Below are 17946 nucleotides of genomic sequence, written 5' to 3'. Positions count from 1 at the left end.
GGGCCGGGTCAGGCGACGAAGTCGTCCCAGTTGGTGGCGAGGTAGTCGATGAACTTCGGTCCGACCGATTCCGAACGCAGGTGGTCGGCCGAAACCGGTTGTGGCACAGCTCGGTAGTCGGCGTCTGCGATCACCCGGCGGGCGAAGTCGTGATGCAGGATGCCTGCGGTGCCGATGAGGACGAAATCGGCGCCACGGTCGAGACAGTCACGTGCACCGGCGGCGTCGAGGATCTTGCCGGCCACACCCACCCGAGTGGTACCTCGCGGCAGATCCATGAAGTGGTCGATGAGCCTGCGTCCGCGGTGGACCTCCTCGTAGGGTTCCTTGAACGCATCCCACAGCGAGAGGTCGAGATAGTCGAGGTCGCCCGCGGCGAGCACCTGGCCGGCGAGCGCGCGCGCCTCGTCGAGGACGATGCCGTACCGCTCCGGGGACAGTCGCAAGCCGAGCTGGAACTCGGGCCCGGTGGCGGCGCGGATGCCCGACACGATCTCGTGGACGATGCGGAACCGGTTGTCCGCGGAGCCGCCGTAGCGGTCGGTGCGGTGATTGTGACGGGCATCGAGGAACTGCGCGACCAGGTAACCGTGCGCTCCGTGGATCTCGGCACCGTCGAAACCGGCCTGTTCGGCGCGCACCGCGGCCGCGACGAAATCGCGCACGACACTCTCGACCTCGTCGGTGGTCAATGCGGTGGCGCCCTTGGCCGGGTCGTCCCACGGGGCCACGACCGGCCGCCCGGACAGGCTCGTGTCGGCACGTCGTCCACCATGCTGGAGCTGAATCGACGAGACGCTGCCGCCCGCCCGCAGGCCATCGGCCAGTTTGGTCAGGCCCGGCAAGTGCGCGTCGTCGAAGATGCCGAGCTGGCCGGGGAACGCCTGGCCGGCCTGACTGACGTGCGCCGCGCAGGTCATGACCATCGCGAAGTCGCCCTCGGCACGGCGTACGAGCCATTCGTACTCGTCGTCGTGCAGGGTGCCGTCGGGGTTGCTCTGCAGGTTGGTCATCGGTGCGAGGGCGACTCGGTTGGCCCAGGTGGGGCCGTGCGTGAGCGACAACGATGACGACAGATCGGGCATGTCCGAATTCACCTCTGTGACGTTCTCCGGTGTGTCACCGGCTCACCTCGTGTCTATCACCCCGGGGGTCGGCGGCGTCGAGCGAGGGCCGTTGCCGGCGCCGGGCGCGGGATCCGGCACGAAGGGCGCCGGTCTGGTTCGCAGTGCGCGGAACACCTCGGTTCTGTCAATCCACCTTCGTTGCGTCCAAGGGTGGATTGCGGTGGCCGAGGTGAACGTGCGGCGGTCGTCAACCTGCTGCGGTGGCGACCTCGTCGACGAGACCCCAGGCGAGCGCCTGCTGCGCGTCGAGGGTGGTGCCGGTGACGAACAGGTGCAGCGCACGCCACCGTCCGATGCGCCGAGGAACGCTGACCGTTCCGCCCGCTCCGGGGATCAACCCCATCGACACCTCGGGCAATCGCAGCGCGGTGTCCGGGGCGGCGACGACCCGACCGGCGAAGGCCGGGATCTCGATACCCGCGCCGACACAATGACCGTGCAGGTGCACCTCCATCCGTCCGGACAGGGCCGCGACGAGGCGCCCGGCGCCGCCGCGGGTGCGGATCAGGTGCGCGGTGGTGGTGTCGGGGGCGTGACCGAACTCGTCGAGGTCTCCGCCCGCGCAGAACGACGTACCCGCACCGTCGAGAACGATCCGGGCGACCGTGTCGTCGAGCATCGGGAGCCGCAGCGCCTCGACCAGCCCGTCACGTAGTGCGGTGCCGTAGGCGTTACGCCGTTCTGGTCGGTTGAGCGTGACGGTCAGGGTGTCGCCGTCGCGCCGGGACAGTACCGGCTCGGCCGCAGGCGGAGGCGGCAGCGGACGCCCCAGTGCACGACGGTCGGCGAGCCAGTGCTGGAACTCCGCGCCACCCTGCAACGTGGAGTAGGCCAGTGACTCGACGTCGATCGCCGACGGGACATCCAGCGGTTCGGCCACCCGAACCACCTGTGCCGCAACCAGAGAGGACTGGGGGCAGGCGGCAACGGCGGTCCGGAAAGCGTCGAGCGCCGACGTGACGTCGGCGACCGGGACCGCGACGCGCGGAGCGGTCGTGTGGCTCGGGACGTACGTCAGATCCAACGCGGTCATCAGCTCGGCCACGGCGGGAGAGACCGGTCGGACGGCGCGTCCGACCACGATGCGGTCGAGAGCCGGTACCCCGGCGACGGCAGCGGGTACGTCGGTGTCGTCGGCGCCGTCGAGATCGACGACGACCACCGGATCAGCCGAATACTCCAGGACATCGCGCACCACGGTGCTTGCTGCGCCGTGCGCCAGGTCGGACACGGTGATCGTCGCTGATGTCATCTCCGCCAATCCGTGGGAATTCCGGGCCCAATGTAGCATCACCCCAATGTCGGCCCAGGTCATCGTCATCCGACGTGCGGAACTGCCTGAAGGCATCCGTGACGTCGAGATCCGCGATGGCCGGGTGGCCGCGGTGGCGCCTGATCTGCCGGCTGCGGGGGCCGAGGTCGTCGACGGGGCGGGTGCGGCGCTGCTGCCCGGACTGCACGACCATCATCTGCATCTGCACGCGATGGCGGCCGCCGCGGGGTCGGTGTCGTGTGGCCCGCCCGAGGTCCACACCGCGGACGAGTTGGGATCAGCGCTGCGCGGAGCTGTCGGAGACAGCTGGATCCGAGGTGTCGGATACGTCGAAACGGTTGCCGGACTGCTCGATTCGAACGGTATCGATCGATACGTCCGGGAGCGTCCGGTGCGCCTGCAGCATCGCAGCGGTGCCCTGTGGTTCCTCAACTCGCGCGCCGCGGAGCTCGTCGGCCTGGCCGGCGCCGACCATCCGGGTATCGAACGCGACGGCCGGGGTGCGCCGACGGGGCGGCTGTGGCGTGCCGACGACTGGTTGCGCACGAGACTGCCCGATCGCAGCCCACCCGATCTGGGGCTGATCGGAGACCGACTCGCCCGATTCGGCATCACCGGTGTCACGGATGCGACCCCGGATCTGTCGCCTACCTCGCTGCGGTCGTTGGTCGAGGCCCACGTCGACGGCGCGTTACCGCAATGTCTTCACCTGCTCGGCGCACCCGCCGACGATCGGGACGATCGTCCGCACGGCATCACGGTGGGGCCGTACAAGATCGTGCTGGCCGACTCGGATCTCCCCGATTACCAACAGCTTCGGGCCACGGTCCACACCGTCCACGAACAGGGCCGAGCGGTGGCCGTCCACTGTGTCAGCAGGATCGGTTTGTTGCTGCTGCTCGCGGTGTTCGACGACATCGGCTCGATACCCGGTGACCGGATCGAACACGGCGCGGTGATCCCCGACGAATCGCTCGACCGGATCCGGGGGCTGGGTGTCTGCGTCGTGACCCAGCCCGGCTTCATCGCGCACCGCGGTGACGACTACCTGCAACGCGTCGACCCATCGGATGTGCCGTACCTGTATCGGTGTCGATCGTTGATGGACAACGACATTCCCGTCGCCCTGTCGAGCGACGCCCCGTACGGGCCGGCCGACCCGTGGGCGGTGATAGCGGCGGCGAGGTGGCGACGCGCGCCGGACGGGCGGATCGTCGGGGCCGACGAGCGCATCTCGTCTGCCCGAGCGTTGGACCGTTACCTGACGACCCCGCAGCAACCCGGGGGTGTTGTTCGTGCCGTTCGGGTGGGGGAGCCCGCCGACCTGGTGCTGCTGGATCGTCCGCGTGCCGAGATGCTCGACGATCCGTCGTCGGACATGGTGCGGTGCACGATGATTCGGGGTCGCGTGGCGTTTGATCGCTGACGGTGTCGTGTTGGTTTCGATGCGCCTCGGGCTCGCAGGCTCGCTCGTGGCTACTCAACCGGCGGTGGTTGGCGGGGTCGGCTAATCGACCGTCGGGGCCGGTTTTCGGTTGCGTCCGTAGACGAATCGGCCGACCTGAACGTAGGAGAGTCGATCGGCGAGGCGCGAGCTGATGCGGCGCGCCCCGCCGAAGAAATGGGCGTCCTTGCCGATCACGACGCGCGAGCGCCCCTTCATCGTGGCCTCGACCATCCGGTGGGCTGCCTTCTCCGGTTTCATCGCGAACCCCTTGGCGAGCGCTTCCGGCGTGCCCAACGTCTGGGAACTGTTGCGCACCAGATCGGTCCACACCGTCCCGGGTATCACCGTCGTCACCGTCACCGACGACGAGCCGCGCAGATCCTGTGTGAGACCGTAGCTGAACAGCGCCACCGCGGCTTTGGACGCGCCGTAGATCGCCGCGCCCGGATACGGCACCATCGCCGACAGACTCGAGGTGTTCATGATCACGGCTTCGGGTCGAGCCTCGAGGAGCGGGAGAAAGGCGCGGGTCATCGCGACGGTGCCGAAGAAGTTCACCCGCATGATCTGCTCGATGCGGGCGTCGGTGACACCCGCCACGGTTTCGAACTCCTGTGAGATCCCGGCGATGTTGAACAGCCCGTCGACGCGGCCGTGCGCGGCGGTGACCTCGTCCGGAAAAGCATCCACCGCCGCGGTGTCGGCGATGTCGAGGACGTGCGGCGAGAATCGTTCCGGGTCGGCCGATCGCGACCGTGTAGTTGCCAGGCCGTCGGGATCTCGATCCACGCCCGCGACGATGCCGCCGCGGGCGACGAGTTCGAGCGCGACCCGTCGGCCGATCCCGTTGCCCGCTCCGGTCACCACGAAGACATTGCCTGCGATCTGCACGTGTGCGGCGCTCCTCCCCTGTGGCCGGTGCCCACCACCGAGCCTGTCCGTTCATCTGACCACGGCCGGTTTCGCCGTCGTCGCCCGCCCGACCCACAACGCGTCGATCGCCGACGAACTGCCGTCGTGACAGGTCTCGCGCGATAGTCTGGACGTGCACCGACACCGTTTCTCCGGTGCGATCGAGGGCAGCCGAATGGCCGATTACGATCCGCAGGCGACGCAACGTGATGTCGCTCCCGACGTCACGGCAGAACTCGTCGCCGCGGGCTTCGACGATCCGGTCCTCATCGGCCGAGGTGGGTTCGGCGCCGTCTACCGCTGTCTTCAGCCTGCGCTCGATCGGACTGTCGCGGTGAAGGTCATGACCGATCACCTCGACGACGAGAGTCTCGAACGATTCATGCGGGAGCAGCGTGCGATGGGGCGGCTGTCCGGGCATCCGAACATCGTCAACATCCTCGAGGTCGGCGCCACGCCGGAGGGATGCCCGTTCATCGTCATGCCCTATCACCCGCACGACTCCCTCGACGTGCGTATCCGCAAACACGGCCCGCTCGACTGGCGTGACGTGTTGCGGCTGGGCATCAAGATGTCCGGTGCGTTGGAGACCGCCCACCGGTCGGGGACCCTGCATCGAGATGTCAAGCCCGGCAACATCCTGCTGACCGAGTACGGCGAACCGCAGCTCACCGACTTCGGCATCGCCCGGATCGTCGGCGGATTCGAGACCGGCGCCGACATGGTCACCGGATCTCCCGCGTTCACCGCACCCGAACTGCTGTCGGGTTCGGCGCCGACCGTGTCCTCCGACATCTACGGTCTCGGCGCAACCCTGTTCTGCGCACTCACCGGCCACGCGGCGTTCGAACGACGCAGCGGCGAACAGGTCGTCGCACAGTTCCTGCGGATCGCGAGCGAGCCGGTCCCGGATCTGCGGGGCGCGGGCGTCCCGACCGTCGTGTCCAGCGCGGTCGAACATGCGATGGCCAGGGAGCCGGACGCCCGCCCCGGCAGTGCTGTCGACTACGGGGAGGAGTTGCGCGAGATCGAACGGCAGATGGGATGCGGTGTCGACGACATGGCGCTGCCGGTCGCATCGACGAAGGATCCGCTCACCGGAGGCGTTCCACGCGGGACCTCGGCCCCTGTCATCACGGCCCCGCCGATCCCGGCAACGAGATTCCGACCTCCCCTGCGCCCCCGAGCACAGGTGCCCCGCGAACAGATCCTGGCAACTCTACGGGCGGCCGAGCGGCGACGGCTGATCCTGATCCACGCCCCGGCCGGCTACGGCAAGACCACCGTCGCCGTCCAGTGGGGCGAGGAACTCGCCGACGCGGGGGTGACGGTCGCCTGGCTGTCGATCGCCGACGACGACAACAATCTCGCCTGGTTGCTCGGCCATGTGGTCGAAGCGATCCGCCGCAGCGCCCCCGAGGTCACCGGCGACCTGGCCGAGGTGCTCGAACAGCATGGTGACAAGGCCGAACAATACGTACTGACCACCCTCATCGACGCCATCCACGAACGTGGCGAGCGAGTGGTGCTGTTCGTCGACGACTGGCACCTCGTCACCGATTCCGCCGCCATCGGTGCGATGGAGTACCTCCTCGATCACGGGTGTCATCACCTCCAGATCGTGATCACCAGCAGATCACGAGGTGGGCTACCCGTGAGCCGGATGCGGGTGAGCGACGAACTCGTCGAGATCGATGTTGCCGGACTGTGTTTCGACGCCGACGAGGCCAAGTCGTTTCTGCTCGATGTGGCCGGGCTCGAACTGCGCGGCAGTGAGATCACCGAACTGTGGCACTCCACCGATGGCTGGGCGGCCGCACTGCAATTGGCGTGCCTGTCGCTGCGGGAGTCCGACAAGCCTGCCGAACTGATCAGTCACATCTCCGGACGGCACCACGCCATCGGCGACTTTCTCGCCGAGAACGTACTCGGTGCTCTGCAACCCGACCTGTTGGACTTTCTGCTGACCATCTCACTGCCCGAACGGATCTGTGCCGGACTGGCGGAGACACTCAGCGGCGAACCCCGTGCACAAGAGCGCCTCGAGGATGTGGAGACGCGAGATCTCTTCTTGCGCAGGACCGATCCGGACGGCGACTGGTTCCGGTTCCATCCGCTTTTCGTCGAATTCCTGCGCCGCAGACTCGAACGCGACCACCCCGACCGTGTGGCCGGCCTCCATCGCGCGGCATCGACCTGGTTCGCTGCGCACGAAATGCTCGGCGACGCCGTGTCCCACGCCCTGGCCGCCGACGACACGGATCGCGCCGTCGCGCTGGTGGAGGCCGACGGCAGATCGCTCGTAGAGCATTCGCAGATGACCGCGCTGCTGGGGCTGGTCGACAAACTTCCTCCGTCGGCGGTCGCGTCGAGCCCGCGAATCCAGCTCTGGCTCGCCTGGGCGAATGTGCTGCTGCACCGGATCGATCAGGCTCACGCCGCCTTGCGGCGGGTGGACGCGGCCTTGTCGGCTGCGCCGGTGCAGGGAGACGACGATATCGACATCAAAGCCGAAGCCGATGTGGCACAGGCATGTACACAGGCGATCATCGACCAGTACGACGGCGTCGACGAACTGGTCGAGGCCTGCCTGTGGCGGCCAGACGCGTTGCCGCCCTTCGTCGTGTCGGCCGCAGCGAATGTCGCGTCACTGGCGGCGACGGCCCGCTTCGACTTCGACGCCGCCCACCACTGGCAGGAGTGGGCACATCCGTATCACCAACGGAATTCGGGCTCGTACTCGGTGATGTACGGTGCCGCGATCGACGGCCTGGCCTCGTTCGAGCAACTCGACCTGGACCGGGCCGAGCGTTGTTTCCGGATGGCGGTCGGTGTGTCTGGGCGAACCGGTTCCGGACACACGCAGCCCGCCCGCCTGGCGAGTGCACTGTTCGCCGAATTACTTTATGAGCGTGGAGATCTCGCGGAGGCGACCCGGCTGCTGGAGGAGAGTTTCAAAATCGATGCCGAGGAGGGCATCACCGACATGATCAAGGCGCGATTCCTGATCAGCGCGCGATTGGCGCAGATGCGGGGTGATCCGGAAGGTGCGGCGTCTCATCTCGACGATGCGGTAGACCTCGCCGAACGCCTCACCGCCCCGCGCCTGCGCGCCCACGTCGAGGTCGAACAAGCGACCTTGGGGCTCCCCACCCGACGCCCGCTGCAGCGGCGCGTCGAGTTCATCCAGCGTCTGCGGACACCGTCGGGAAATGCGGCTCGGATCGCGCAACTCCACGAGGAGGTGTCGATCCGATTGCTGCTCAAGGAATCCGGTGGCGACGACGCGGATCGGGAGCTCGTGGGCGACACCGCATGCCGCTGGGCGCAAGAATGGAGCGACAGGCTCGCCGACAACCGTCGTCCACGAGCTCGGCTGCGTGCCGACCGTCTGCTGGCCACCTGCTTGGCCACCGTGGGGCGGACCGGCGACGCCAAACGGCACGCCGTGTCCGTCCTCACCCGGTGTGCTGCCGCCGGGATGGTGCGGTATCCCGTCGACGGCGGCGCGATGTTCCGGTCGGTGGTCTCCGGGGTCCGCGACGATCTCGGCTCGGACCCGTCGGCGCCCGAGTTCGCCGGACTGTCAATCGATTACCTGAACACGGTGCTCCGGGTTCCGGACTGACCCGAAGCCCCTGTCCACCGGTGGTCAGGCCCCGGCGCCCACGGGCTCGGGTGTCGACGCCTCGACTTTCGACGGTCCCTGGGTGCGCGAGCGCGGGATGAGCGTCGCGACCAGCAGGGCCACGAGCGAGACACCCGCGCCGATGACGAGGCTGACGCGGAAGCCTGCTTCCGATGCCATCTCGTGTCCACCGAGGGAAATGGTCATCTGCGCGAGCACGGCACCGATGACAGCCGCGCCGATGGAGGTTCCCAGCGAACGCATCAGGGTGTTGAAGCCGTTCGCGGCAGCGGTCTCGCTGATCGGCACCGATCCCATGATCAGGGCGGGCATCGCGCCGTAGGCCAGTCCGACGCCGCTGTTGATCACCATGAGCGCCACCATGACTCCCCACGCGCTGCCGAACAGCACCTGCGCCAGCGCGTATCCGGCGACCAGCACGATGACACCGCAGATGAGAGTGAACTTGGGACCTCGTGCGTCGGTGAGCTTGCCGCCCAACGGTGACACCACCATCATCATCAGGCCGCCGGGCAGCATCCACAGGCCCGCCGCCAGCATGGACTGTCCGAGACCGTAGCCGGTCGCCTCGGGCAACTGCAGCAGCTGTGGAAAGACGAGCATGCTCGCGTACATGCCGACACCGACGAAGATCGATGCGATGTTGGTGGTGGCCACGCGCGGTCGGGCCGTGGTGCGCAGGTCGATCAGCGGATCACGCGTACGGAGTTCCCAGAGGCCCCAGACGAGCAGGGCGGCCACGGCGCCGACGAACAACCCGATGATGGTGCCGGAGGTCCAGCCCCAGTCGGCGCCCTTGGAGACGGCGAGCAGCAGACACACCAGGCCGATGCCGAGCAGCACCGCGCCGGGGGCGTCGAAGCGTTGACCCCGGGCGGCCGGTTTGACGTCGGGAACCAGGGCCCAGATCATGCCGCCGATGATCACGGCGAGCACCGCGGAACCCCAGAACAGCACACGCCAGCTGGCGTACTCGGCAATGGCCGCTGCGATCGGAAGGCCAAGGCCGCCACCGATTCCCATGGACGCACTGACCAGGGCGATGGACGATGCGAGCTTGTGCTGCGGAACTGCGTCGCGCAACAGGGCGATGCCCAGCGGCACCATGCCCATGCCCAGGCCCTGAAGACCTCGGCCGACGATCATCGGTATCACGGTCGACGACAATGCGCAGACGACCGAACCGATGGCGAGCGGGACGGCGCAGGCAAGCAGCACCCGCTTCTTGCCGATCAGGTCGCCGAGACGGCCGGTGACCGGGACACAGACCGCCGCGACGAGAAGCGTCACCGTGATGACCCAGTTCGAGTTGGACGCGGTGGTGTCGAGGATGTTGGGCAGATCGGGTAGTAGCGGTGTGACCAGCGTCTGCATGATGGCCGCGACCGTGCCGGCCAGTGCCAGGGTCGCGATCACGCCGGTCGACCGCGAGTCCGACTGGGGTGAATCCGACTGGGGTGAGTCCATGGTGGAGCAGCTCCTTGATGTGGAGGTCGGTGAGATGCGGTTTCGTCGGTGTTCGGTCCGAGGGCGTGGACGACGGTGTGGCCACCCGGGGACTTAAGTAAACAGCTGACGACTTGACCACGATAGGCTCGCTCCAGGGGTAAGTCAACGAGTGATGACTTGTTCGTGGTGGACGTCACTGTGAGGCCGTCGAGGCATCGAGACCGGCCGAGTCCGGGCACACGATGGCCTAGGCTTGTCCAACAGTCGTGTACCTCGGTGGAAGGCAGGCCATGGCCAGCGCGTCCGAACATGCGTCCGGACCCCGACGTCGCAATGCGGCCGCCACCCGCGAGGCGCTCCTGCAGGCGACCCGCACGCTTCTCGCCGAACACGGCGCGCAGGTCACCACTCGTGACATCGCGGCCGAAGTCGGTGTCAACCAAGCACTCATCAACCGTTATTTCGGGTCCAAAGAGCAGCTTTTCGTCGAGGCGGTCCGAACCACGCCGTCGCCGGTCATCGATCTCATCGCCGACGGTGCCGTCGAATCGCTGCCCGAAGGGATACTGCACGCGGTGCTCGAGGCCGGCGGGTCCGGCGGTGGTGGGGTGGCGATGCTGGCCGGGGTCGTCGACAACGACACGATCACCGAAGTGGTCCGCGACACGGTCGAGAAGACTTTCACGCGGGGGTTGGCAGAGCGGCTCGACGGTCCGCACGCGGAATTGCGCGCCGAACTGGTCAATGCCCTCGTCGTGGGCATTTCGCTGATGCGCCAGCGGATCGGCAGCCCTGCATTGGCGGCTGCCGATCTCGACGAGATAGCCGGTTATGTCGGCCGGATGACCGAACCGCTGTTGAAGGGCTGACGTCCGCGATCCGGAGCCGGTGCCGACAATGCCTGGTACATCGGTGAACCCGCGTCGTCGCAGCCCGATCATGTGGTGTACGCGCGAGATTCGTTCGGGCAGGTCACGCCGATGACCTGCAGGTGAGTCGCCGATGGTGTGACGGATCGAGGTCGGACGGGCGGGATGGGCAACGATTTGGGTTCTGACGTGGGCATATTGTTGCGGGTTCCGCCCATCGGCCGTGGGGCGGTGACGGGTTGTCTAATGTGATTCGAAGTGGATCAGAGGCCCCGACCGCCGGCGCCGGTGTGATTCGCGCAGTAGTCGCCGACGAGAACTGCTCCGCGTGACGGAGCGCGTCCGCGATGGAAAGGCTCAGCTTGACTTCTTCTCCGGGCAACACGATCGAACCTGCAGAAAAACCCCCACCACGGGCAACCGCGATCCGCGCCGAACATGTCTACAAGGTGTTCGGACGTCGCGAGTCGGAGGTGGTGCGGCGGCTCGAGGCAGGGGCTGACGCCGAGGAGGTCAAGGCGCTCGGCACCGCCGCCGTCATCGACGCGAGCTTCGAGGTCGCCGCAGGTGAGATCTTCGTCGTGATGGGCCTGTCCGGGTCCGGTAAGTCGACACTGATCCGCACGCTCAACGGGTTGTGGAAGCCGTCGGCGGGCAGCGTGTACATCGGCGACGACGACATCACCACCATGTCGGACAAGGCGTTACGCGAAGTGCGCCGTGAGCACGTCTCGATGGTGTTCCAGCACTTCGCACTTCTGCCGCACCGGACGGTGCGTGAGAACGCGGCATACGCCCTCAAAGAGAAGGGGATCGACAAGAAGACCCGCCTCGAGCGCGCCGACACCTGGCTCGACACCGTCGGCCTGCGCGGTTGGGGCGATCGGTATCCCGGTGAGCTGTCGGGCGGTATGCAGCAGCGCGTCGGATTGGCCAGGGCGCTGGCGGCCGAGACCGACATCCTCCTGATGGACGAGGCGTTCTCCGCCCTCGACCCGCTCATTCGTCGCGAGATGCAGGATCAACTCATCGAACTGCAATCGACGCTGGGCAAGACCATCGTCTTCATCACTCACGATCTCAACGAAGCGATGTACGTCGGCGACCGGATCGCCGTGATGCGATCCGGGCGGATCGTCCAGATCGGTACTGCCTCAGACATTCTCACCGATCCGGCCAACGACTATGTCGCCAAGTTCACCGCCGAGGTCGACCGTTCCCGCGTCCTCACCGCAGGTTCGGTGATGGAACGACCGTCGGCGGTCGTCACGGTGACGTCCGGGCCGCGCGCTGCCGTCGAGGAAATGCGTCGTAACCAGGTGTCCGGTGTCCTGGTGGTGGATCGGGAACGGCGCCTTCGTGGATATGTCACCGACGACGACGCCGTAGCCGCGGTGAAATCCGGCGCCGACGACCTGTCGGCGCTGGTGCGCACCGATGACCTGACGTCGGTCACCGCGTCGACCCCGGTCGCCGAGTTGTTCGCTCCGGCCGCCGAATCCCCGGTACCACTGGTGGTGGTCGGCGATGACGACAGGCTGCGTGGCGTCATCCCGCGCGTCGGTCTGCTGGCGTCGATGGCGCCCAAACATGCAGGCGACGACGACGCGGGCGGCGAAGAATCCGCCGAGGTCGACCAGCCGAACACTGCCGAGGACGGTGAGACCGCCCGATGAGCGACTTCGATTTCCTCAACCCTCGCATCAATTTCGGCGAGTGGGTCGAGAGCGTCTTCGACTGGTTGACCGTCCATGCCGCATGGCTCTTCGACTTCATCAAGACCGTCATCACCGGCTTCTACGACGCGTTGAACAATGTCCTGTCGTCGCCGCCGTACTACGTGATGATGCTGGTGTTCGCCGCGCTCGCACTGTTGGCGGGCGGTCTGCGACACGGATGGAAACTGGCGCTGTTCGCGATCATCGGCTTCTATCTCATCCGCGCATTCGACCAGTGGAACAACGCGATGAGCACCATCGCGTTGGTGCTGGTCTCGGTGATCATCGCGCTCGTCGTCGCGATCCCGATCGGCATCCTGGCTGCGAAGAGTCGCGTTGTGTCGATGATCGTGCGTCCCATCCTCGACCTGATGCAGACGCTGCCCGGACTGGTCTACCTGGTCCCGGTCATCATCGTGTTCAGTATCGGGCCGACCCCGGGTGTGGTGTCCACGATCATCTTCGCGATGCCACCCGGAATCCGATTGACCGAGTTGGCGATCCGTCAGGTCGATCCCGAAGTCGTCGAGGCCGGACAAGCATTCGGGTCCAGCCCGGGACGTATCCTGCGGCAGATCCAGATACCGCTCGCGATGCCGACCATCATGGCCGGCGTCAACCAGGTCATCATGCTGGCACTGTCCATGGTCGTCATCGCCGGATTCGCAGGCGCGGGTGGTCTGGGCGGCCAGGTGAATCAGTCGTTGCAGACGCTCGACCTGGCCCTGGGGGCCGAGGCCGGGCTCTGCGTGGTGATCATCGCGGTGTATCTGGATCGTCTCAGTTCCGCGATCGGCAACCGTGGCCGAGTCGGCGCGATGCAGCGGTGATGTCGTGTCAAACAAGTGGATTCGAAGTAACCCGAGGAAAGAAGGATCGACGATGAAGCGGAAGCTGGGAGTCATCGCGGCTGCGTTGACCGCCGGTGCGCTGGTGTTGAGTGCATGCGGTGCGTCCAACTCCAACTCCGGTGGCGGTGGAGAAGAAACGGGCAGCAGCAACGATCTGGCGAGCAAGTACGCGACATGCTCGTTGACCGACGGGGTCGGTGCGTCGAGCGAGAAGTCGGTCGGTGACAAGGACATCGTCATCGGGGCGTTCAGCGGCTGGGATGAATCGACGGCCACCGCCTATCTGATGAAGAACATTCTCGAAAGCAACGGTTACACGGCCAGCGTCAAGACTCTCGACGCCGCAGCGGCCTTCACCGCGACCGCCAACGGCGACGTCGACGTCTTGACCGACGTGTGGTTGCCGACGACACACAAGACCTACCTCGACAAGTACGGACCGCAGCTCACATCGCTGGGCTGCTGGTACGACAGCGCCAAACTGACCATCGCGGTGAACAGTTCGTCGCCGGCCAAGTCGATCGCTGACCTCAAGACGATGGGCGGCGACTACGGCAACACCCTCGTCGGTATCGAGCCGGGCGCCGGCGAGACCGCGGTGGTCAAGAACGACATGATCCCCGCGTATGGTCTGGAGAATCTCACCTTCCGTACCTCGTCGACGGCGGCCATGCTCGCGTCGCTGAAGAAGGCGGAGGCCGACGGGTCGAATGTTGCTGTGACACTCTGGAAGCCCCACTGGGCGTACTCGGCGTTCGACATTCGTGATCTCGAGGATCCGAAGGGCGCCATGGGCGGCAAGGAAGGCATCTGGAACTTCGCGACCAAGGGATTCGACGAACAGTCACCCAAGGCCGCTCAGCTGTTCCACAACCTCATCCTCCCGGATGCGGAGCTGTCCCAGCTCGAGGATCTGATGACGCAGAAGTACGGCGGAATCAATCCGGAGGGGGCCGTGAACGAATGGCTGAACTCCCATCCTGAGTTCGCGACTCAGCTCGTCAGTGGCTCGTTGAAGTAACCATTCGCGTCCCGCCGCCCCGGTCGTCACGACGACGGGGGCGGCGGCCGTTTGTGGGGACGGGTGCGCGTCGACGAATGCCCGACCTCGAGGTGCAGTTGCTGTCGATCGTGCCGAATGGCCGGCAACGTAAGCGGGACGTGGGCATCAGCTACACCCGGGGGAGTGGTCGGCTGGATAATCCAGGCGAGTCCGGCTCCTGGTGTAGCTGGTGCACGCAGTAGCGGTATGGGAACTGATCCCCATCGAGCGAACGCTTTTCGAGGGACGCAACTCGTCCCGCGAGCGAGGCGAGGAGCTGGGGTGATGGCCCGCAGACGCCCGTGCGGACGTCGTCTGGACGGTTCGGCACGTGGATACGCAGCCGGTTTGCCAGGGCACCCTCATCAGTGCCAGCCTCAGGTAGACGCTCCCACGGGCGTCATGACAATTGAAAATCCGGCCGTGGTGCCCTGCGACATCCAAGACGATCCCTCGCCGGGGCACGTGATGCCGATTGAGGGAAAGGATCACCGTAGATCGTGGTAACTCAAACAGCAACCGGTTCTGTCGACGTTTATCGCACACGTTTGGCGGAGCACAGCCAGATCGAGCCGCGACCGCATCCTGTGGTGTGGGGGAGCATGAACAATTCGGGCCCGCTCTCGGGCCCGGAACTGCGCAGGTACGACGAGCGTGGCTATCACACCGTGTCGTCGGTGCTCGACAGCGCGGACATCCGCCGCTGCCTCGACGACGTGCATACGATCACCGATCGTCTCGGGGAGGACGACCGGGTGATCCGGGAGAGCACGAGTGGGGACGTCCGTTCGCTGTTCGCCGTCCACCAGCTCAGTGACGTTGTGGCGGAGATTGTTTCGCGCCCAGAGGTCATCGGCGTGGCGCAGCAGATCCTCGACGATGAGGTCTACGTGCACCAGAGCCGCGTGAACCTGAAGCCCGGATTCGCAGGTGGTCCGTTCTATTGGCACTCCGATTTCGAGACGTGGCACGCAGAGGACGGCATGCCTGCGCCGCGCGCGTTGAGTGTCTCGATCGCGTTGACGCCCAACTATTCTCACAACGGGTCCCTGATGATCATCCCTGGCTCGCACAAGCGGTTCGTGAGCTGTGTCGGTGCGACGCCGAAGGCGTACCACCGGGAGTCGCTCGTGTCCTACCGTCCGCCCTTCGGCACGCCGGAGGAGTCAGACGTGACAGAGCTCTCCGACGAGCTCGGTATCGACACGATCGTCGGGGGTGAGGGGTCGGCCCTCTACTTCGATTCGAACTGCATGCACGCTTCGGCGGGGAACATCACGCCGTACCCGCGCAGCAATCTGTTCGTCGTGTTCAACGCGAAATCGAATGCGCTGCAGGACCCGTACGGTGCCGCTGCGCCACGGCCCGATCATCTGGCCCACCGCTGACGGGCGTTGATCGAGCACGGTGAGTCCGGCCCCATCTGGTCCCTGAGGAGCGAGCGTGCGAGCGTCACGGGACCCTCGCTCCTCAGGGGCCGATGGGATCATGATGGGTCCGACCTGGTCGACAGACGTCACCGATCGTGTGTGAAACGCCGATCCTCGACCAAGGCCGCCTCAGCGAGAACGGCCTCCTCTTCGACGGTCGGTACCTGCCGAACAGCATCTTCGGCGTCTCGGCGCTCGTGCGAAACGGGTTGTTCCTCTTCGATGTCCGCATCCGACAGAGCGGTGTGCACCGTGGTGAGCACGAGTGCGCCGACCATCGCGACCACGGCGGCGAGCACGAACGGCACTCGCGCGTCGTAGTGCTCCACGAGACGACCCGCCGCGTAGGGCGCCAAGCCGCCGCCGATGAAGCGCACGAAACCGTAGGTTGCCGACGCCACCGGCCGCGGGACCGGGGCGATGCTCATGACCGCCGTGGTGACCAGCGTGTTGTTGAGGCCGACCACGATGCCTGACGCGATGACGGCACCGATGACCACCCATCGATTGTCCGACCAGATCCCGATGATCAGGCACAGCACCGCCATGACACCGAGTGCGCCGTACAGGGTCTTGGGAGTCCCGAAGCGCGACTTGAGAAGTGGTGCACCGAAGACAGCGAAGAGTGCGACGAGGACGCCCCACCCGAAGAACACGAATCCCAGTTGGATCGCGGACAGGTGCATCAGGAACGGCGCGTACCCGAGAATCGTGAAGAACGCCCAGTTGTACAGCAGTCCGGTCACGCTGGTCGTTGCCAGACTGCGATGCCGTAGTGCGGCAAGCGGTTCGATGATGGACGACTTCTGTTCCGGGATGGGGGTCGGCTCCACGAACACGACGGTGGCCACGAGTGCGACCAACATGAGTACGGCGACCCCGAAGAACGGCCCCCGCCAGCTGATGGTCCCCAACAGCCCGCCGACGAGCGGGCCGGTTGCGATGCCCACACCGAGCGCGGTCTCGTAGAGCACGATCGCGCCGGCGAAGCCACCACTCGAGGCGCCGACGATGACCGCGAGCGAGGTCGCGATGAACAAGGCGTTGCCGAGTCCCCAGCCTGCGCGGAATCCGACGATCTCGTTGATCGAGCTGCTGGCGCCGGCAGCCGCCGCGAACGCGACGATCAACACCAATCCGACGATCAGCGTGCGTTTGGCGCCGATCCGGCTCGACACCCATCCCGTCACCAGCATGGCGATCGCGGTGACCACGAGGTAGCTGGTGAACAGCAGAGTGACCTGGGACGGCGTCGCGTCGAGGTCGTCGGAGATCGCCGGGAGGATCGGGTCGACGAGGCCGATGCCCATGAAGGAGATCACGCAGGCGAAGGCCACCGCCCACACCGCTCTGGGCTGCCGGAAAGCCGTGGTCATGGATGTCGAGGACATGGGTAGATAGTTACTCTATATAGATAAACTATGCAATCATCGGGACGACTCTTACACTGGGCGCCATGAGCGATTCCTCTGGCCCTGCCGTCGTCGATCACGATGAAATGGATGCCGTGTCGTCGGCCGACGTCGTGGACGAGGTGGATGAAGCGGCCGACGCGCTCTATTCGCTGCTCTCACTGTTCTTGCTGCAGCAACCGCGCGACATCAGCATGACTGCGGCGTCGACCCTGTCCACGCTGCGTCGAGAGGGTGCGCAGCGAATCACGGCACTCGCGCTCGCCCAAGGGGTGACGCAACCGTCGATGACCAATCTGATTGCGTCCCTGGAAAAATCCGGAATGGTGCAGCGGCGCGACGATCCTGCCGACGGCCGTGCCTCGCTGATCGAGCTCACCGCCAAGGGGCTCGAGTACAGCATCGGCCGCCGGCGCGGGGGCACCGAGCGGATCAGCGGTCACATCGACCGTCTGCCGGCAGAGGAGCGCGAGGCCGTCATCGCGGCGGTGCCGGCGCTACGCACGTTGGAGGACATCGTCCGCGGTATTCGCGACTGAGAACGCGCGGCCCGAGGCGTCGACGCCGCCGGTCGCCGTCATCCGGAACGACAACGGCCCATCCGGGATATCCGGATGGGCCGTTCTCAATTGATCAGCGGATCAGGACACGGCAGTGTTCTTGCCGAATCCGAGTCCGAGGTCGGCGGTGTTGCGTTGGCCGGAAACGACCTTGACCTGGGTGGCGGCGGGTTCGTACATGTTGGCCACGATGGTGAACTGGGCGTC

The 17946-nt window shown here is 66.2% G+C and carries 13 protein-coding genes; 8 read left to right on the top strand and 5 right to left on the bottom strand.

Annotated elements, in window-relative coordinates; translation table 11 throughout:
* Positions 1–8: 8 nt before the first annotated feature.
* Both AAFP35_RS17570 and AAFP35_RS17565 read right to left on the bottom strand, forming a co-directional pair.
* Positions 9–1085 carry an NADH:flavin oxidoreductase gene (locus AAFP35_RS17570; protein WP_419222926.1) on the bottom strand — a complete coding sequence of 359 codons (1077 nt, stop codon included), beginning with the start codon at positions 1083–1085 and terminating at the stop codon, positions 9–11.
* Positions 1086–1314: 229 nt separating this feature from the next.
* Positions 1315–2379 (bottom strand): enoyl-CoA hydratase/isomerase family protein, encoded by a 1065-nt coding sequence (locus AAFP35_RS17565; protein ID WP_419222925.1) that lies wholly within the window; start codon positions 2377–2379, stop codon positions 1315–1317.
* Between the two features lie 46 nt (positions 2380–2425).
* Here AAFP35_RS17565 and AAFP35_RS17560 point away from each other — a divergent pair, with 46 nt between their 5' ends.
* Complete coding sequence (locus tag AAFP35_RS17560; RefSeq protein ID WP_419222924.1) at positions 2426–3826, top strand: amidohydrolase family protein; 1401 nt, start codon at positions 2426–2428, stop codon at positions 3824–3826.
* An 81-nt stretch (positions 3827–3907) separates the two neighbouring features.
* On the opposite strand, the gene AAFP35_RS17555 is transcribed toward AAFP35_RS17560, so the two are convergent.
* On the bottom strand, positions 3908–4738 hold the full coding sequence (locus AAFP35_RS17555) for an SDR family NAD(P)-dependent oxidoreductase (protein ID WP_419222923.1): 831 nt from the start codon (positions 4736–4738) through the stop codon (positions 3908–3910).
* Positions 4739–4934: 196 nt separating this feature from the next.
* Here AAFP35_RS17555 and AAFP35_RS17550 point away from each other — a divergent pair, with 196 nt between their 5' ends.
* Positions 4935–8387 (top strand): protein kinase domain-containing protein, encoded by a 3453-nt coding sequence (locus tag AAFP35_RS17550; RefSeq protein ID WP_419223085.1) that lies wholly within the window; start codon positions 4935–4937, stop codon positions 8385–8387.
* A 24-nt stretch (positions 8388–8411) separates the two neighbouring features.
* Here AAFP35_RS17550 and AAFP35_RS17545 read toward each other — a convergent pair whose 3' ends face one another.
* Positions 8412–9875, bottom strand: coding sequence for an MFS transporter (locus AAFP35_RS17545; RefSeq protein WP_419222922.1), 1464 nt, complete (start codon positions 9873–9875; stop codon positions 8412–8414).
* 272 nt (positions 9876–10147) lie between these two features.
* Here AAFP35_RS17545 and AAFP35_RS17540 point away from each other — a divergent pair, with 272 nt between their 5' ends.
* The 5 genes from AAFP35_RS17540 (at position 10148) to AAFP35_RS17520 (ending at position 15725) form a co-directional block, all read left to right on the top strand.
* Positions 10148–10726 (top strand): TetR/AcrR family transcriptional regulator, encoded by a 579-nt coding sequence (locus AAFP35_RS17540; RefSeq protein WP_419222921.1) that lies wholly within the window; start codon positions 10148–10150, stop codon positions 10724–10726.
* Positions 10727–11088: 362 nt separating this feature from the next.
* Positions 11089–12402 (top strand): quaternary amine ABC transporter ATP-binding protein, encoded by a 1314-nt coding sequence (locus AAFP35_RS17535; RefSeq protein ID WP_419222920.1) that lies wholly within the window; start codon positions 11089–11091, stop codon positions 12400–12402.
* The gene (locus tag AAFP35_RS17530) at positions 12399–13274 is read left to right on the top strand and encodes an ABC transporter permease (protein ID WP_419222919.1); all 876 of its coding nucleotides are present in this window, start codon (positions 12399–12401) and stop codon (positions 13272–13274) included. The genes AAFP35_RS17535 and AAFP35_RS17530 overlap by 4 nt, the downstream gene beginning before the upstream one ends.
* A gap of 52 nt (positions 13275–13326) precedes the next feature.
* Positions 13327–14316, top strand: coding sequence for a glycine betaine ABC transporter substrate-binding protein (locus AAFP35_RS17525; RefSeq protein WP_419222918.1), 990 nt, complete (start codon positions 13327–13329; stop codon positions 14314–14316).
* 521 nt (positions 14317–14837) lie between these two features.
* On the top strand, positions 14838–15725 hold the full coding sequence (locus tag AAFP35_RS17520) for a phytanoyl-CoA dioxygenase family protein (RefSeq protein ID WP_419222917.1): 888 nt from the start codon (positions 14838–14840) through the stop codon (positions 15723–15725).
* Positions 15726–15853: 128 nt separating this feature from the next.
* Here the strand turns inward: AAFP35_RS17520 and AAFP35_RS17515 are convergent, their stop codons facing one another.
* Entirely contained in the window at positions 15854–17158 is a 1305-nt protein-coding gene (locus AAFP35_RS17515; RefSeq protein WP_419222916.1) for an MFS transporter, read from the bottom strand.
* 65 nt (positions 17159–17223) lie between these two features.
* Here AAFP35_RS17515 and AAFP35_RS17510 point away from each other — a divergent pair, with 65 nt between their 5' ends.
* Positions 17224–17718, top strand: coding sequence for a MarR family winged helix-turn-helix transcriptional regulator (locus AAFP35_RS17510; protein WP_419222915.1), 495 nt, complete (start codon positions 17224–17226; stop codon positions 17716–17718).
* The last annotated feature ends 228 nt before the right edge of the window (positions 17719–17946 follow it).

It is taken from the genome of Gordonia sp. CPCC 206044 (assembly GCF_048537895.1).
In the GTDB taxonomy this organism is placed as follows: Bacteria; Actinomycetota; Actinomycetes; order Mycobacteriales; family Mycobacteriaceae; genus Gordonia.
Note: the sequence above shows the minus strand (reverse complement) of the source record. Positions and strands in the feature narration are given on the sequence as shown.